This is a genomic window from Bacillus sp. N12A5, assembly GCF_026790125.1.
Taxonomy (GTDB): domain Bacteria; phylum Bacillota; class Bacilli; order Bacillales; family Bacillaceae; genus Bacillus.
Genome location: NZ_JALAMR010000003.1, coordinates 173,624 through 188,789, shown reverse-complemented (window position 1 = coordinate 188,789; position 15,166 = coordinate 173,624). Strand labels below are relative to the sequence as shown.

Here is a 15,166-nt window from a genome sequence, read left to right as displayed (position 1 = left end):
AAATTCAAAGACATGTTTGACACATTAACACACGGAGAATTATTGAAAAAAACGGCAATGGAAGTGGAAGCGGACATTGCCGGCGTTCATAAACAAATAGAAGAAATCAGTGAGCGCAATGAATGGAGGGTGCTTCAAAGCTATAGAAAACACAAAGTTAGCGACACGCATTTCACGCCGTCTACAGGATACGGCTATGATGATATCGGGAGAGACACGCTTGAAAGCATTTATGCGGATGTGTTTGGCGGAGAAGCGGGGCTCGTAAGGCCGCAAATTATCTCAGGCACCCATGCCATCTCGATTGCTTTGTTCGGCGTTCTCAGACCGGGGGACGAACTTCTTTATATCACGGGCAAACCATATGATACGCTCGAAGAAATTGTAGGCGTCAGAGGCGGGGAAAATGCTGGATCGTTAAAGGATTTTCAAATCGGCTACAATGCAGTTGATCTGACAGAAGACGGAAAAATAGACTATGATGCAGTCGCCGCTGCGATCAATTCGAAGACGAAAGTAATCGGCATCCAGCGCTCAAAAGGATATGCGAATCGCCCGTCTTTCTTAATTAGTGAAATAAAAGAAATGATCCGTTTTGTTAAAGAAATTAATGAGAATCTAATCGTTTTTGTGGACAACTGTTACGGTGAATTTGTGGAAGAACTTGAGCCTTGCCATGTCGGAGCCGATCTGATGGCGGGATCTCTCATTAAGAATCCCGGCGGCGGTCTTGCGAAAACAGGAGGCTATCTCGTCGGAAAAGCGAAATGGATTGAAGCTTGTTCATACCGTATGACGTCACCTGGGATCGGCAGAGAAGCAGGAGCATCTCTTTACTCGCTCCAAGAAATGTACCAGGGCTTCTTTTTGGCGCCTCACGTGGTGTCACAAAGCTTAAAGGGAGCGGTGTTTACCGCAAGATTCCTTGAAAAACTGGGCTTCACTTCAAACCCGAAATGGGATGCGAAAAGAACAGATTTGATACAATCCGTTGAGTTTTCTGACAGAGAAAAGATGATTGCCTTTTGTCAGGCAATTCAATATGCATCGCCGATCAATGCCCACGTGACGCCGTATCCGGCCTACATGCCGGGATACGAAGATGATGTCATTATGGCGGCAGGCACATTTATACAAGGGGCAAGCATTGAATTATCAGCAGACGGCCCTATCCGTCCGCCGTATGTAGCGTATGTTCAGGGAGGATTAACCTATTCGCATGTGAAGAATGCGATATGCAGTGCAGTGGATTCACTTATGAAAAAGAAATTAATTTAAATTTTTTAAAAATTTCACTGAATTTCATGTTAAGAATCCTTACATCTTATTGACACAAAATATAACATCACCTATAATGAAACTAAGTTAAGAAAAGGAGGAAATTGAGATGAGTGATAATATTCGCCGCTCAATGCCTTTATTTCCAATAGGAATTGTCATGCAGTTAACTGAGTTATCAGCAAGGCAAATTCGATATTATGAGGAAAATGGACTGATATTTCCAGCTAGAAGCGAAGGGAATAGACGATTATTTTCTTTCCATGATGTAGATAAACTGTTAGAAATCAAGCACCTGATAGAACAAGGTGTAAACATGGCAGGAATTAAACAGATTCTGGCGAAAGCGGAAGCCGAGCCGGAGCAAAAACAAAACGAAAAGACGAAAAAACCAATGAAACATGATTTGTCCGATGACGAGCTGAGACAGCTCCTGAAAAACGAGCTCATGCAAGCCGGCCGTTTTCAAAGAGGGAATACATTCCGTCAAGGCGACATGTCCCGCTTCTTTCATTAATCCGTTAGCAACTGTTTTGCTATATACATTTACCTTTTAGAGGAGGAGTTTTACGAAATGGCAAAGTACACTAGAGAAGATATCGTAAAATTAGTAAAAGAAGAAAACGTCAAGTATATCCGCCTTCAATTTACTGACATTCTTGGAACAATCAAGAATGTTGAAATTCCTGTAAGCCAGCTTGAAAAAGCGCTTGATAATAAAGTCATGTTTGACGGTTCTTCTATTGAAGGGTTCGTTCGTATCGAAGAGTCAGACATGTACCTGTATCCAGATCTAAATACATTTGTTATCTTCCCATGGACGGCTGAAAAAGGTAAAGTAGCACGTTTCATCTGTGATATCTACAATCCGGATGGCACACCTTTCGAAGGTGACCCGCGAAACAACTTGAAACGGATTCTGAAAGAAATGGAAGACCTCGGCTTCAGCGATTTCAACCTCGGGCCTGAGCCTGAATTCTTCTTATTCAAATTAGACGAAAAAGGCGAGCCGACGCTTGAACTAAACGACAAAGGCGGATATTTCGACTTAGCCCCGACTGACTTGGGAGAAAACTGCCGCCGCGATATCGTACTTGAGCTTGAAGAGATGGGCTTTGAAATCGAAGCGTCTCACCACGAAGTAGCACCTGGCCAGCACGAAATCGACTTTAAATATGCTGGTGCTGTTCGCTCTTGTGACGACATCCAAACGTTTAAACTAGTTGTTAAAACAATTGCCCGTAAACACGGTCTGCATGCGACATTTATGCCAAAACCATTGTTCGGTGTGAACGGTTCCGGTATGCACTGCAATCTATCACTCTTCAAAAATGGCGTTAACGCATTCTATGACGAAAAGGCAGATCTTCAATTAAGTGAAACAGCGAAACACTTCATTGCAGGTATCGTGAAGCACGCAACAAGCTTTACAGCAGTAACAAACCCGACAGTAAACTCATACAAACGTCTTGTTCCTGGCTATGAAGCACCATGTTATGTAGCATGGAGCGCGCAAAACAGAAGCCCGCTTATCCGTATTCCGGCTTCCCGCGGCATCAGCACTCGTGTTGAAGTACGCAGCGTAGATCCGGCTGCTAACCCGTACCTTGCACTTAGCGTATTGCTTGCTGCAGGCTTAGACGGAATCAAAAACAAACTAGAAGCGCCAGCTCCAATCGACCGCAACATCTATGTGATGAGCAAAGAAGAGCGCATGGAAAACGGAATCGTTGACCTTCCAGCAACACTTGCAGAAGCGCTAGAAGAATTCAAATCTAACGAAGTCATGGTCAAAGCGCTGGGCGAGCACCTATTCGAACACTTCATCGAAGCAAAAGAAATCGAATGGGATATGTTCCGCACACAAGTTCACCCTTGGGAGCGCGAACAGTATATGTCTCAGTATTAATCTCTCAATCCCTTGGCACTATTGATGTCAGGGGATTTTTGAATTTTGGTCAAAAGATTAAGAGAACAATATTTTTAGTCCTTGACCAAAATATGACCAAAAAAATTTGAAGTTATGAATCTAACTCCATAATTGCTGTAAACCTTTCTTTAAAAGCTAAAGTCTCCTTTATGTATTCTATATTCTTTTCCAAACTTCTAAAAAATTGTACTAGTAAAAGATAGAATCTGAACTCTCGTTTATTCCTGGATGGAACGACCTTTATATTGAACAATATGAGAAAGTCTATCTGTATCTTGAGGATAAAAGCGAATTATCCGGTATTTGAAAAGCGAATACTCGGATCACGCACATAACGTTGAACAGACAATAGATAAAATCATTAATTATTACATGGATGCTTGCAATCATTAGTAAACCCAGAAGTTATGATGCTAAAAAAAGTGCTAAGAAAAGAGCGCAATATAGATGATGATTTCATCGCCATTTATGAACAGGATGGCGTTGAAAAAGAGGCGGAGCGTCCAGAAACGTACCCCTACCTTGGTGCATCTTTAAAGCTGGGCTTGGTTGCAGCAAAAGAGCAGCGGAATTTACATGCATTGTATGTGAAAAACTTTAATGTTTAGCGGCAAGTGAGTGAGGAAAGCTTCATCTCTATTGACGATTGGAATGCCTGTGCGGTTAAAGAAAAACCTGACCTTGTGGGCAGGAAAGTTTATATTGGTTAGACATGCCGGGTCCGATGACATAACGGCTATGACTTGAATTTATCCGTTAAACGACGATGCACAAAGATATTCGTGAACAGTCACTCCTTTGTCGCTACGGAAGGCGGCCTGGACCAAAAAATAAGCGGGGGTTCGAAAAATACCTAGAATTGGGAGGCAAATCGTCTGTTGCCACCTTCTAAAGATTTCAGACTATGCGTCTAATAAACATTTTCCGCGAATCAGATGAGTTGTCGACAATGCCGCTGATTGTCCAATTTCCCCTACAGTCATTACCGAAGCGCCACTTCCCTCGCTGAGCTCGTGATATAACTGCCTGCTCTGGCTAATTTGGTGAAGCGGAACTTACTTCGTTCTGCATGTGGCAACCCAGCTGCAGTTCCATCGGAATAGGCGAGAAGGGGTTTTATATCCTTCTTGGTGTAGCCGGTGTTTATTAATTTCATAAGGGAGTCAGCTTTCTTGGGTACGATACACTCTGAATTTTTTTCTTTGGTCAAAGCAAAGTAAACTAGTCCGTTTCCTTGAATTCCTTCGATAACAAGGACAGTAAGATCATCCAGTTCAAGTGATTCAAAACTTCTTACGCATAGTGAGCCGCTTAGAGGCAATGGACTGACCGTCTTTGTAGACAACAACAAAGACACAGTAAACAATCTTATGAGCTGATTTTTTGGACATGAAACGTTCCCTCGAAGTCAGGAGCGCCACTTGGGGAAGCTAAAACGACCTCGCAGTCTAATATTCCCTTTTTTCGAAATAGTTCAAAGGTGGTTCATTACGGATATTTCTCCATCAGAATGGTGGAATAAAATCACTAATATTATAATCTTTTGGGTATTTGTAATTAAGTTACAAATATTCTTAATGTTAACTCATAAATTCGTGGTATTATATTGAAGGAAACGATCAAAATGTCAAAGTCAGAAAAATATGATAGGAGGTAACATATGTTTAAGTTTAAAAAGAATTTCTTAGTTGGATTAACGGCAGCTTTAATGAGTATTAGCTTGTTTTCGGCAACCGCCTCTGCAGCTAGCACAGACTACTGGCAAAATTGGACTGATGGGGGCGGGATGGTAAATGCTGTCAATGGGTCTGGCGGGAATTACAGTGTTAATTGGTCTAATACCGGAAATTTCGTTGTTGGTAAAGGTTGGACTACAGGTTCGCCATTTAGAACAATAAACTATAATGCTGGAGTTTGGGCGCCAAATGGCAATGGATATTTGACTCTATATGGTTGGACGAGATCACCTCTCATAGAATATTATGTAGTGGATTCATGGGGTACTTATAGACCTACCGGGACGTATAAAGGTACTGTACACAGTGATGGGGGTACATATGACATATATACAACTACACGTTATAACGCACCTTCCATTGATGGCCCAAGCACTACTTTTACACAGTACTGGAGTGTTCGTCAGTCGAAGAGACCAACTGGAAGCAACGCTACAATCACTTTCAGCAATCATGTTAACGCATGGAAGAGTCATGGAATGAACCTGGGTAGTAATTGGTCTTACCAAGTCTTAGCGACAGAGGGATATAAAAGTAGTGGAAGTTCTAACGTAACAGTGTGGTAACAGATCCTCTTTCATCAGGGAGGAGCTAACGGGCTGCTGATCGTTCCTTGAGAAATTAATAATCATTGTAATTGTGAGTTAGTAAGAGATGACGGTCTCTTAGTTGAAATCCCAATATATGCCTTAGTTGGTTAAAGGTCATTTCTACTAGGCGAACGGCCTTGGCATTGCAGGAGGTAGGCTAGTCTCCATCAGGTTTATAACTTTCCCTATAAATTTAATGGAGTCGTATTAAAATGGGAATGTTTGAAGACTTAAAACCATTTGCATTGTAGACTATTGAGGATGATGGAGCGAAATATCATTTGCTAACTATTGATGATTATCTAAAGTTTATAATGAGTCTTTATGAGATGGTTATAGAAGAACAAAGAAGAATCATAAAGATGTAAATAAAATTAGCATATTGAATACACTTATACAGAATGAATTTCTGTATTCTCTTTTGTTCAATTTTAAAACAAGCGTAAGAAAAAACACAACATAGAATTTGCCTGGATTCCTAATTTTTATATATATCAGTTTTTAAAGAAACACATTTGAAAAGATAATTTATGTTTTACACAGTTATTAATTTCTTGATCAGCCACATCATTCTTACTCTAAAGATTGACACACTGAGTGTATAGAAAGAAGTCAAAAATCAATATTTATTTCACCCTTGTTGAAATTCTCTGAAAAAACGTATTGAAATAATCAAGAGGATTTTATAATATTAAGTCAAGTTAGTTTGTCTAAGCAACAAACTAAAGGAATGAACTTTTATTGCCCATAAGATTTAAGCTCTAACAAATATGGATGAAAGGGGGGAAGAGAGGCTTTATTTTTTTAGGCATATAAGGTATGGCGAAAAAAGATGAATTTCCTGCTTGCTGATTACCATTTAAACGATGGAATACTCTGTGGAAGTAAACCACTATAATCTTTCTCGCTTTTTTGAAAGCGTTTTCTTTCTGTGCGTTTGAGGAAATTTTCATATCGTTTCACATTGTTCCATATTAAAGGGTTGAAAAGGGGAGAAATCATGCTCAGTGAAAATGTAAAGAAGGTTAGCATGGTTGAAAAAGTTGGATATGCGTCTGGAGATTTTGCATGTAATTTAATTTATGCAACAGTGTCTACTTATCTTTTGTTCTTCTATACAGATATATTTGGTTTACCGGCAGCAACAGCCGGTACTATGTTTTTAGTGGTTAGAATAATCGATGCTCTCGCTGATCCTTTTATTGGAACAATAGTTGACAGAACGAATAGCAGGTTTGGGCGCTTTAGACCGTATCTCTTATTCGGAGCATTTCCATTTGTCATACTGGCAATACTCTGTTTTACAACCCCGGATTTTTCGGATATGGGGAAATTAATATACGCCTATTTGACCTATGTTGGCTTATCGCTTACATACACAACGATAAACGTTCCATATGGCGCGTTAACTTCTGCAATGACCAGAAATAATCAAGAAGTTGTTAGTATAACATCTGTGCGTATGTTATTTGCGAATCTAGGGGGTCTTGTCGTTGCATTTTTTGTTCCCTTACTGGCTGCTTATTTAAGCGATACTTCCGGCAACGAATCTCTTGGGTGGCAACTAACCATGGGTATTTTGGGAATAATAGGCGGGTGCCTTTTAATCTTTTGTTTTAAAAGCACAAAAGAGCGTGTCACTCTTCAAAAATCTGAAGAGAAAATTAAATTTTCGGATATATTTGAGCAATTTCGTGTTAATCGTCCACTTGTTGTGTTAAGTATATTCTTTATTATTATTTTTGGAGTGAATTCAATCAGTAATTCGGTGGGCATTTATTACGTAACGTATAACTTAGAAAGAGAGGATTTGGTGAAGTGGTACGGTTTGATAGGAAGTTTGCCCGCTTTGGTCATTTTGCCGTTTATTCCAAGGCTTCATCAATTATTGGGGAAGAAGAAATTACTAAACTACGCATTATTACTGAATATGATCGGCCTCTTAGCTTTACTGTTTGTTCCGCCAAGTAATATATACCTCATACTTTTCTTTCGATTAATTGCTGCTGCTGGGAGTCTCACTGCCGGGGGATATATGTGGGCGCTCATTCCTGAAACAATAGAATATGGGGAGTACAGGACTGGGAAAAGAATGGGTGGGCTCATATATGCTATTATCGGATTTTTCTTTAAGTTTGGCATGGCCTTGGGAGGGATTGTCCCGGGGCTGGTTCTAGATAAGTTTGGATATGTAGCAAATCAGGCACAAACTCCGGAGGCATTAACGGGAATCTTAATTACAACAACCATTATTCCCGTGTTCTTGCTGGCTCTAGCTTTAATTGATATTAATTTCTATAACTTAGATGAGCAAAAATATAAAAACATGGTTCGAGAATTAGAGAATAGAGACAAAGTTTATTTGGATCATATTGATGATTTCAAGGCTTAAAAAAAATAACTGAGGAGGAATCCCAAATGAAGATTACCAATCCAGTACTTAAAGGTTTCAATCCCGATCCAAGTATTTGTAGGGTAGGAGAGGATTATTATATCGCTGTATCTACATTTGAGTGGTTTCCGGGAGTTCAGATACACCATTCAAAAGATTTAGTAAATTGGCACTTAGTTGCACATCCATTACAGAGAGTTTCACAATTAGACATGAAAGGAAACCCTGATTCAGGTGGGGTTTGGGCACCATGTTTAAGTTATAGCGACGGAAAGTTTTGGCTGATCTATACGGACGTTAAGGTAGTAGATGGCGCTTGGAAAGATTGTCACAATTATTTAGTTACTTGTGAAACGATTAATGGTGATTGGAGTGAGCCGATTAAATTAAATAGCTCAGGGTTTGATGCTTCTTTATTCCATGATACGGATGGAAAAAAATATTTATTAAATATGTTATGGGATCAGCGGATTGATCGGCACTCATTTGGAGGAATTGTCATACAGGAATATTCTGATAAGGAGCAAAAATTAATTGGCAAACCGAAAGTTATATTTAAAGGAACGGATAGAAAGCTAACAGAAGCTCCGCACCTTTATCATATCGGGAACTATTATTATTTATTAACTGCAGAAGGAGGAACACGGTTCGAACATGCCGCTACAATTGCCCGTTCTACAACTATTGAAGGCCCATATGAAGTTCATCCCGATAATCCAATCTTAACATCATGGCATGATCCAGGAAATCCATTGCAAAAATGCGGGCATGCATCCATTGTTCAAACACATACTGGTGAGTGGTATTTAGCTCATTTAACGGGACGCCCGATTCATCCGGACGATGATTCAATTTTTCAGCAGAGAGGATATTGTCCTTTGGGGAGAGAAACAGCTATTCAAAAACTTTATTGGAAAGATGAATGGCCTTATGTAGCAGGCGGAAAAGAAGGGAGCTTGGAGGTAGAAGCGCCTTCTATATCCGAAACAGCGTTTGAAGCAACGTACCCGGAAGTTGATGAATTCGAGGACTCAACATTAAATATTAACTTTCAAACTTTAAGGATTCCGTTTACAAATGAATTAGGTTCATTGACTCAAGTGCCAAATCATTTACGATTATACGGCCATGAATCATTAACCTCGACATTTACTCAGGCATTTGTAGCCAGACGTTGGCAAAGTTTCTATTTTGAAGCAGAAACTGCTGTAGCGTTTTATCCGGAGAATTTTCAACAAGCCGCTGGATTGGTGAACTATTACAATACAGAGAACTGGACGGCTCTTCAAGTTACGCATGATGAAGAACTTGGCCGTATTGTTGAATTAACAATATGTGATAACTTTTCTTTTTCACAGCCATTAAAAAATAAAATTGTTATTCCTCGTGAAGCAAAGTATGTATATTTGCGAGTAAATATTGAAAAAGAAAAGTATTATTATTTCTATTCTTTTAACAAAAAAGATTGGCACAAAATTGACATTGCATTGGACTCGAAAAAATTATCTGATGACTACATCCGTGGAGGAGGGTTCTTCACAGGGGCGTTTGTAGGGATGCAATGTCAAGATACCAGTGGTAATCATATTCCGGCCGACTTTAAATATTTTCGCTATAAAGAAAAATAATGTGCACATGAAAAAGGAGGCTTCTATTTTAGAACTCCTTTTTCATTTTAGAAGATGACCAATGGAATGTTTCCTTCAGAACGTCATTAATATAACAAAACAAAAAGCTCATCTCGAAAGATGAGCTTAGAACACAGGGGGGTGTTTACATTTTAAATTAATTACATTGTGACCATATCTAGAAAATGTTCAATCACAATGGAGGACATTCCTAATGCCGGTGCATTCTTTCCTAAGGAAGATGGCAATAATTCATAGCTATTGCCTAATTGAGGATAAACCCTGGATGATACTTCACTTCTAATTGAATTTAAAACCATAGGGTGTGATTCAATTATGCTGTTTCTTAAAATGACGGCTTGAGGGTTGAAAGTATTTAGAATATTGGTAAGGCCAATTCCTAAATAAAATCCAAAATTCTGTAATGCATTTAAAGTTTCAATATCATTCAGATGGGCGAGGTCTATGATATCTTGATAGGACACTTTTTTCTCTTTCGTCTGAAGAGATTTTAATAAAGCTTTCTCTGAAGCGTACAATTCCCAGCAGCCTCGGTTTCCGCAGCTGCATTTAGGACCATTAAAGTCTATTGTCATATGTCCCATTTCTCCAGAGAATCCGCTTACTCCCCTATATAAATCATTGTTGATAATAACACCGATCCCTATCCCTGTACTGACACTTGCATAAATAATGTTATCGTGATTTTTTGCAGCACCAAATACTTTTTCTCCATATGCCCCAGCATTTGCCTCATTTTCAATAAAAACAGGCACATCGAACTTCTCTTGAATGGATGATTTTAAGTCAATATCTCTCCAGTTGGAGTTCGGTGTGAAAACAATTTTTTGATTTTTATCAATAAGCCCAGGCACGCATATGCCAATACCTATAAGCCCGTACGGAGATTGTGGCATATGCGTAATAAAGTGATGAATCATATCAATTAAAATGTCTTTAGTTATATCGGGAGAATTGCATTCCAAATGGTGGTGCTGATCAAGAATGATCGTGCCTTCAAGGTCTGTTAAAATGCCATTAATATAGTCCACACCAATATCTATTCCTACGGAGTATCCTGCTTTTTTATTAAAAACAAGCATGACAGGTCTTCGTCCGCCGCTTGATTGTCCCTGACCTATTTCAAATACAAGATTTTCTTTCATTAACGTGTTTACCTGTGATGAAACAGTTGATTTATTTAATCCAGTCATTTCAGATAATTTTGCTCTTGAAATAGGTGACTTCTTAAGTATTTCTTTTAATAATAACTTTTGATTTACTTTTTTGACAAAGGTTTGATCAGCGCTATCCACTTAATCCACTCCATTTGTATGATCTTTAAATTAAGTTAAATTTTTGTTTTCTATTACAAACATTGTACATAGCTAATCTTACCTTTATTATATCTAATGTGCTCATAAAAAACGAAAAAAATATTGAAAATACTGAAGAGTTTATATAAGATGAAAATAAGTTAGTTTGTTTAGGCGACAAACTAATATAAAACTTACTTACAATATGAAATGAAATGCTGCTGTATTTGTATGCTCATGTTTTGAATTTATTTTTAAGGGGGAAATCACATGGCTCAATCTCATTCTAGTTCAGTTAATTATTTTGGAAGCGCAAACAAAGTGGTTTACGAAGGGAAAGATTCCACTAATCCTTTAGCATTTAAATATTATAATTCTCAAGAAGTAATCGGCGGAAAAACGATGAAAGAGCATTTGCGATTTTCTATTGCCTATTGGCATACATTTACCGCTGATGGCACTGACGTTTTTGGAGCAGCTACGATGCAAAGACCATGGGATCATTATAAAGGCATGGATCTAGCGAGGGTGAGAGTAGAAGCAGCATTTGAGATGTTTGAGAAACTGGATGTACCATTTTTCGCTTTCCATGACCGAGATATTGCACCAGAAGGAAGTACGTTAAAAGAGACGAATCAGAATTTAGATATGATCGTTGGCATGATTAAAGAATACATGAGAAAGAGCAACGTTAAGCTATTATGGAATACTGCAAACATGTTTACGAATCCCCGTTTCGTCCATGGTGCCGCGACTTCTTGCAATGCAGATGTGTTTGCGTATGCTGCAGCACAAGTAAAAAAAGGGTTAGAAACAGCAAAAGAGCTTGGCGCAGAGAACTATGTATTTTGGGGCGGCCGTGAAGGATACGAAACATTGTTAAATACCGATTTGAAATTGGAGCTTGATAATTTGGCGAGGTTTTTGCATATGGCAGTAGATTATGCGAAGGAAATCGGTTATACAGGACAGTTTTTGATTGAACCAAAACCAAAAGAGCCGACCACTCATCAATATGATACAGATGCAGCAACAACCATTGCCTTTTTGAAGCAATATGGCTTAGACAATCATTTTAAATTAAATCTCGAAGCCAATCATGCCACATTAGCCGGGCATACATTTGAACATGAATTACGCATGGCAAGAGTACATGGCCTTCTGGGCTCTGTTGACGCGAATCAGGGTGATCCCCTTTTAGGCTGGGACACAGATGAATTTCCGACGGATTTATATTCTACGACATTAGCAATGTACGAAATCCTGCAAAATGGCGGTCTAGGAACCGGCGGATTAAACTTCGATGCGAAGGTCAGAAGATCTTCTTTTGAAACAGATGATTTAGTATATGCCCATATTGCAGGGATGGATGCATTTGCAAGAGGATTGAGAGTCGCCCACAAATTAATCGAAGACCGTGTGTTTGAAGATGTGATTCAACATCGTTATCGCAGCTTTACTGAAGGGATTGGTCTTGAGATAACAGAAGGAAGAGCCAATTTCAAGACACTTGAGCAATATGCGCTTCATAATGATTCAATTAAAAACGAATCTGGAAGACAGGAACGATTAAAAGCTATATTGAATCAATACATTTTAGAAGTATAACAGATGAAATGGATGCTCCAGATCCTTATATAAAAAAATATAGCAGGATAGCCAGGTCTCCCCTACTGCCCGTCATGATTCCTTTCCTTTGTTGTTATGACGGGAATTGGGGATTTATTTAGAGGGTAAGGAGTGAAAAAATGAAGTATGTCATTGGAATAGATCTTGGAACCAGTGCTGTTAAAACCATTTTAGTTAACCAAAACGGCAAGGTTTGTGCAGAAACATCCAAAAGTTATCCGCTCATCCAAGAGAAGACAGGATATAGTGAGCAAAATCCTGAAGACTGGGTGCGGCAAACAATTGATGCATTGGCTGAATTGGTTTCTATATCCAACGTTCAAGCCAAGGATATTGACGGGATAAGCTATTCAGGACAAATGCACGGGTTAGTGCTGCTTGACCAAAACCGGCAGGTGTTACGCCATGCAATTCTTTGGAATGATACCAGAACGACGCCTCAATGTATCAGGATGACCGAGACATTTGGCGGCCATCTGCTTGACATCACAAAAAACCGTGTTCTAGAAGGGTTTACATTACCTAAAATGTTATGGGTGAAGGAACATGAGCCTGAACTTTTTAAAAAAACGGCTGTTTTTTTGCTCCCAAAAGACTATGTGAGATTCCGTATGACTGGTGCTATTCACACTGAATACTCCGATGCAGCAGGAACTTTACTTTTACATATTACCCGCAAGGAGTGGAGCGAGGAGATTTGCGATCAATTTGGCATTCCTGCAGATATTTGTCCTCCGCTTGTTGAATCTCATGATTGTGTAGGATCGCTGCTACCGAACGTTGCGGCCGAAACAGGGCTATTGGAAAAAACAAAAGTGTACGCTGGGGGAGCAGATAATGCTTGCGGTGCTATTGGAGCCGGTATTCTTTCTTCCGGAAAAACACTATGCAGTATTGGGACGTCAGGGGTCATACTTTCCCACGAAGAAGAAAAAGAAAGAGACTTTAAAGGGAAAGTGCACTTTTTCAATCATGGAAAACAGGACACTTTTTATACGATGGGAGTCACGCTGGCAGCAGGATACAGCCTGGACTGGTTTAGGAGAACGTTTGCACCAAACGAATCGTTTGAACAATTATTGCATGGGGTGGAATCTATTCCGATAGGAGCAAATGGATTGCTATACACTCCTTATTTGGTTGGTGAAAGAACGCCGCATGCTGATTCTTCTATTCGGGGAAGCTTGATCGGAATGGATGGAGCCCACAAAAGAGAGCATTTTTTGCGGGCAGTAATGGAAGGCATCACATTCTCTTTGCATGAATCAATTGAGCTATTCCGCGATGCGGGAAAATCAGTCAATACTGTTGTTTCTATTGGTGGGGGAGCTAAAAATGAAACGTGGCTTCAAATGCAAGCTGATATTTTCAATGCAAGGGTTATTAAGTTAGAAAATGAGCAAGGTCCAGCCATGGGGGCTGCTATGCTAGCTGCTTTTGGAAGCAGGTGGTTTGAATCCCTTGAAGAATGTGCAGAGCAGTTCATTCGTGAGACTGCTGCATATTATCCAAAGGAAGAAAATGTTCAAAAATATAAAACGCTATTTGATTTGTACAAAAAAATTTACACGCACACAAAGGATTTAAATTCAGCTTTGAAGAGCTTTCGAAAAAACTATTGATAAGTGCTTGTAAGGATTTATTTTTTTGACAGGAGATCAACGAAAGAACAATTAACGACGAGGCATCAAAGGCCTTTCATGACATCACGACAGTACGGTAAGGACCAAATACAAACTACAAACAGGAGGAATGCCAGTTGAAACAAAAAAGAATGAAGTTTTTCTTAGCCGTTTTATTTAGTTTAGCGCTAACATTGCCCGCATGGTCCGCACAGGCGGCAACTACAATTACCTCAAATCAAATTGGCTCCCAGGATGGCTATGACTATGAATTGTGGAAAGATTATGGAACCGCCAGTATGACGCTCAATAGCGGCGGCGCGTTTAATGCTCAGTGGAGTAACATTGGGAATGCTTTATTCCGAAAAGGCAAGAAATTCGATACAACCAAGACTCACTCAGAGCTTGGAAACATATCAATTTATTACAACGCAACCTTCAATCCGGGAGGAAATTCCTATCTGTGTGTGTATGGATGGACAAAGGACCCGCTCGTAGAATATTACATCGTTGATAATTGGGGCACTTATAGACCAACCGGAACGCCAAAGGGTACTTTTACTGTTGATGGAGGTACATACGACATTTACGAGACCACTCGAATCAACCAACCTTCCATTATAGGTAACGCAACCTTTAAACAGTATTGGAGTGTCCGGCAGACAAAACGAACGAGCGGAACCGTATCTGTCAGCGAACACTTCAAGAAGTGGGAAAGCTTAGGAATGCCAATGGGTAAGATGTATGAAACCGCGCTTACAGTAGAGGGATATCAAAGTAATGGCAGTGCTAATGTAACGACTAATGTACTGACTATTGGAGGGGAAAGTAAATAATCCTTTTTTAAATTTTGATTCAAATCCTGATTGGGCATCAGTCCAAACTCTTGATTTAATATGAAATTGGGAGTATGTTTACACAAAAAATCCCCCCTCACATTAACGTGGCGGGGTGTTTTTGATTATCTACACGATCTAATAGCTGTTTTATATCATTCTACAAGATTCGTATGTAAAAAAGTACGATCAACGCTATCTATTAGGAG

Annotated in this window: 11 protein-coding genes and 2 pseudogenes; 11 read left to right on the top strand and 2 right to left on the bottom strand. The window is 39.4% G+C overall.

Annotated elements, in window-relative coordinates; all coding sequences use genetic code 11:
- The first annotated feature begins 12 nt into the window (after nt 1-12).
- The 4 genes from MOC09_RS04170 (at nt 13) to MOC09_RS04155 (ending at nt 3,816) form a co-directional block, all read left to right on the top strand.
- On the top strand, nt 13-1,278 hold the full coding sequence (locus tag MOC09_RS04170) for an aminotransferase class I/II-fold pyridoxal phosphate-dependent enzyme (RefSeq protein ID WP_268369661.1): 1,266 nt from the start codon (nt 13-15) through the stop codon (nt 1,276-1,278).
- A gap of 109 nt (nt 1,279-1,387) precedes the next feature.
- Nucleotides 1,388-1,795 (top strand): transcriptional repressor GlnR, encoded by a 408-nt coding sequence (gene glnR, locus MOC09_RS04165; protein ID WP_003238341.1) that lies wholly within the window; start codon nt 1,388-1,390, stop codon nt 1,793-1,795.
- A 57-nt stretch (nt 1,796-1,852) separates the two neighbouring features.
- Nucleotides 1,853-3,187, top strand: coding sequence for a type I glutamate--ammonia ligase (glnA, locus tag MOC09_RS04160; RefSeq protein ID WP_268360836.1), 1,335 nt, complete (start codon nt 1,853-1,855; stop codon nt 3,185-3,187).
- Between the two features lie 431 nt (nt 3,188-3,618).
- A complete protein-coding gene (locus tag MOC09_RS04155; protein ID WP_268367295.1) occupies nt 3,619-3,816 on the top strand; it encodes a hypothetical protein in 198 nt (65 codons plus the stop codon).
- Between the two features lie 413 nt (nt 3,817-4,229).
- On the opposite strand, the pseudogene MOC09_RS04150 reads toward MOC09_RS04155, so the two are convergent.
- Nucleotides 4,230-4,663: pseudogene (locus MOC09_RS04150) on the bottom strand (ATP-dependent DNA ligase); the annotation flags it as partial.
- 205 nt (nt 4,664-4,868) lie between these two features.
- Between MOC09_RS04150 and xynA the strand changes: the two are divergent.
- The 4 genes and pseudogenes from xynA (at nt 4,869) to xynB (ending at nt 9,554) form a co-directional block, all read left to right on the top strand.
- Nucleotides 4,869-5,510 carry an endo-1,4-beta-xylanase XynA gene (gene xynA, locus MOC09_RS04145; protein ID WP_268359428.1) on the top strand — a complete coding sequence of 214 codons (642 nt, stop codon included), beginning with the start codon at nt 4,869-4,871 and terminating at the stop codon, nt 5,508-5,510.
- A 245-nt stretch (nt 5,511-5,755) separates the two neighbouring features.
- A pseudogene (locus tag MOC09_RS20165) lies at nt 5,756-5,937 on the top strand (hypothetical protein); the annotation flags it as partial.
- Nucleotides 5,938-6,534: 597 nt separating this feature from the next.
- Nucleotides 6,535-7,926, top strand: a complete 1,392-nt coding sequence (locus MOC09_RS04140) for an MFS transporter (RefSeq protein ID WP_268369659.1) — start codon at nt 6,535-6,537, stop codon at nt 7,924-7,926.
- Nucleotides 7,927-7,952: 26 nt separating this feature from the next.
- Nucleotides 7,953-9,554: a xylan 1,4-beta-xylosidase gene (gene xynB, locus MOC09_RS04135; RefSeq protein ID WP_268369657.1), complete on the top strand. Its 1,602-nt coding sequence runs from the start codon at nt 7,953-7,955 to the stop codon at nt 9,552-9,554.
- Between the two features lie 161 nt (nt 9,555-9,715).
- Here xynB and MOC09_RS04130 read toward each other — a convergent pair whose 3' ends face one another.
- The gene (locus MOC09_RS04130; RefSeq protein ID WP_268369655.1) at nt 9,716-10,870 is read right to left on the bottom strand and encodes an ROK family transcriptional regulator; all 1,155 of its coding nucleotides are present in this window, start codon (nt 10,868-10,870) and stop codon (nt 9,716-9,718) included.
- A 270-nt stretch (nt 10,871-11,140) separates the two neighbouring features.
- Between MOC09_RS04130 and xylA the strand changes: the two genes are divergently transcribed.
- From xylA to MOC09_RS04115, 3 genes are all read left to right on the top strand, one after another.
- Nucleotides 11,141-12,478, top strand: a complete 1,338-nt coding sequence (gene xylA, locus MOC09_RS04125; RefSeq protein WP_268361018.1) for a xylose isomerase — start codon at nt 11,141-11,143, stop codon at nt 12,476-12,478.
- Between the two features lie 140 nt (nt 12,479-12,618).
- Complete coding sequence (gene xylB, locus MOC09_RS04120) at nt 12,619-14,121, top strand: xylulokinase (RefSeq protein WP_268361017.1); 1,503 nt, start codon at nt 12,619-12,621, stop codon at nt 14,119-14,121.
- Between the two features lie 137 nt (nt 14,122-14,258).
- Nucleotides 14,259-14,957, top strand: coding sequence for a glycoside hydrolase family 11 protein (locus tag MOC09_RS04115; protein ID WP_268369654.1), 699 nt, complete (start codon nt 14,259-14,261; stop codon nt 14,955-14,957).
- Nucleotides 14,958-15,166 lie beyond the last annotated feature (209 nt).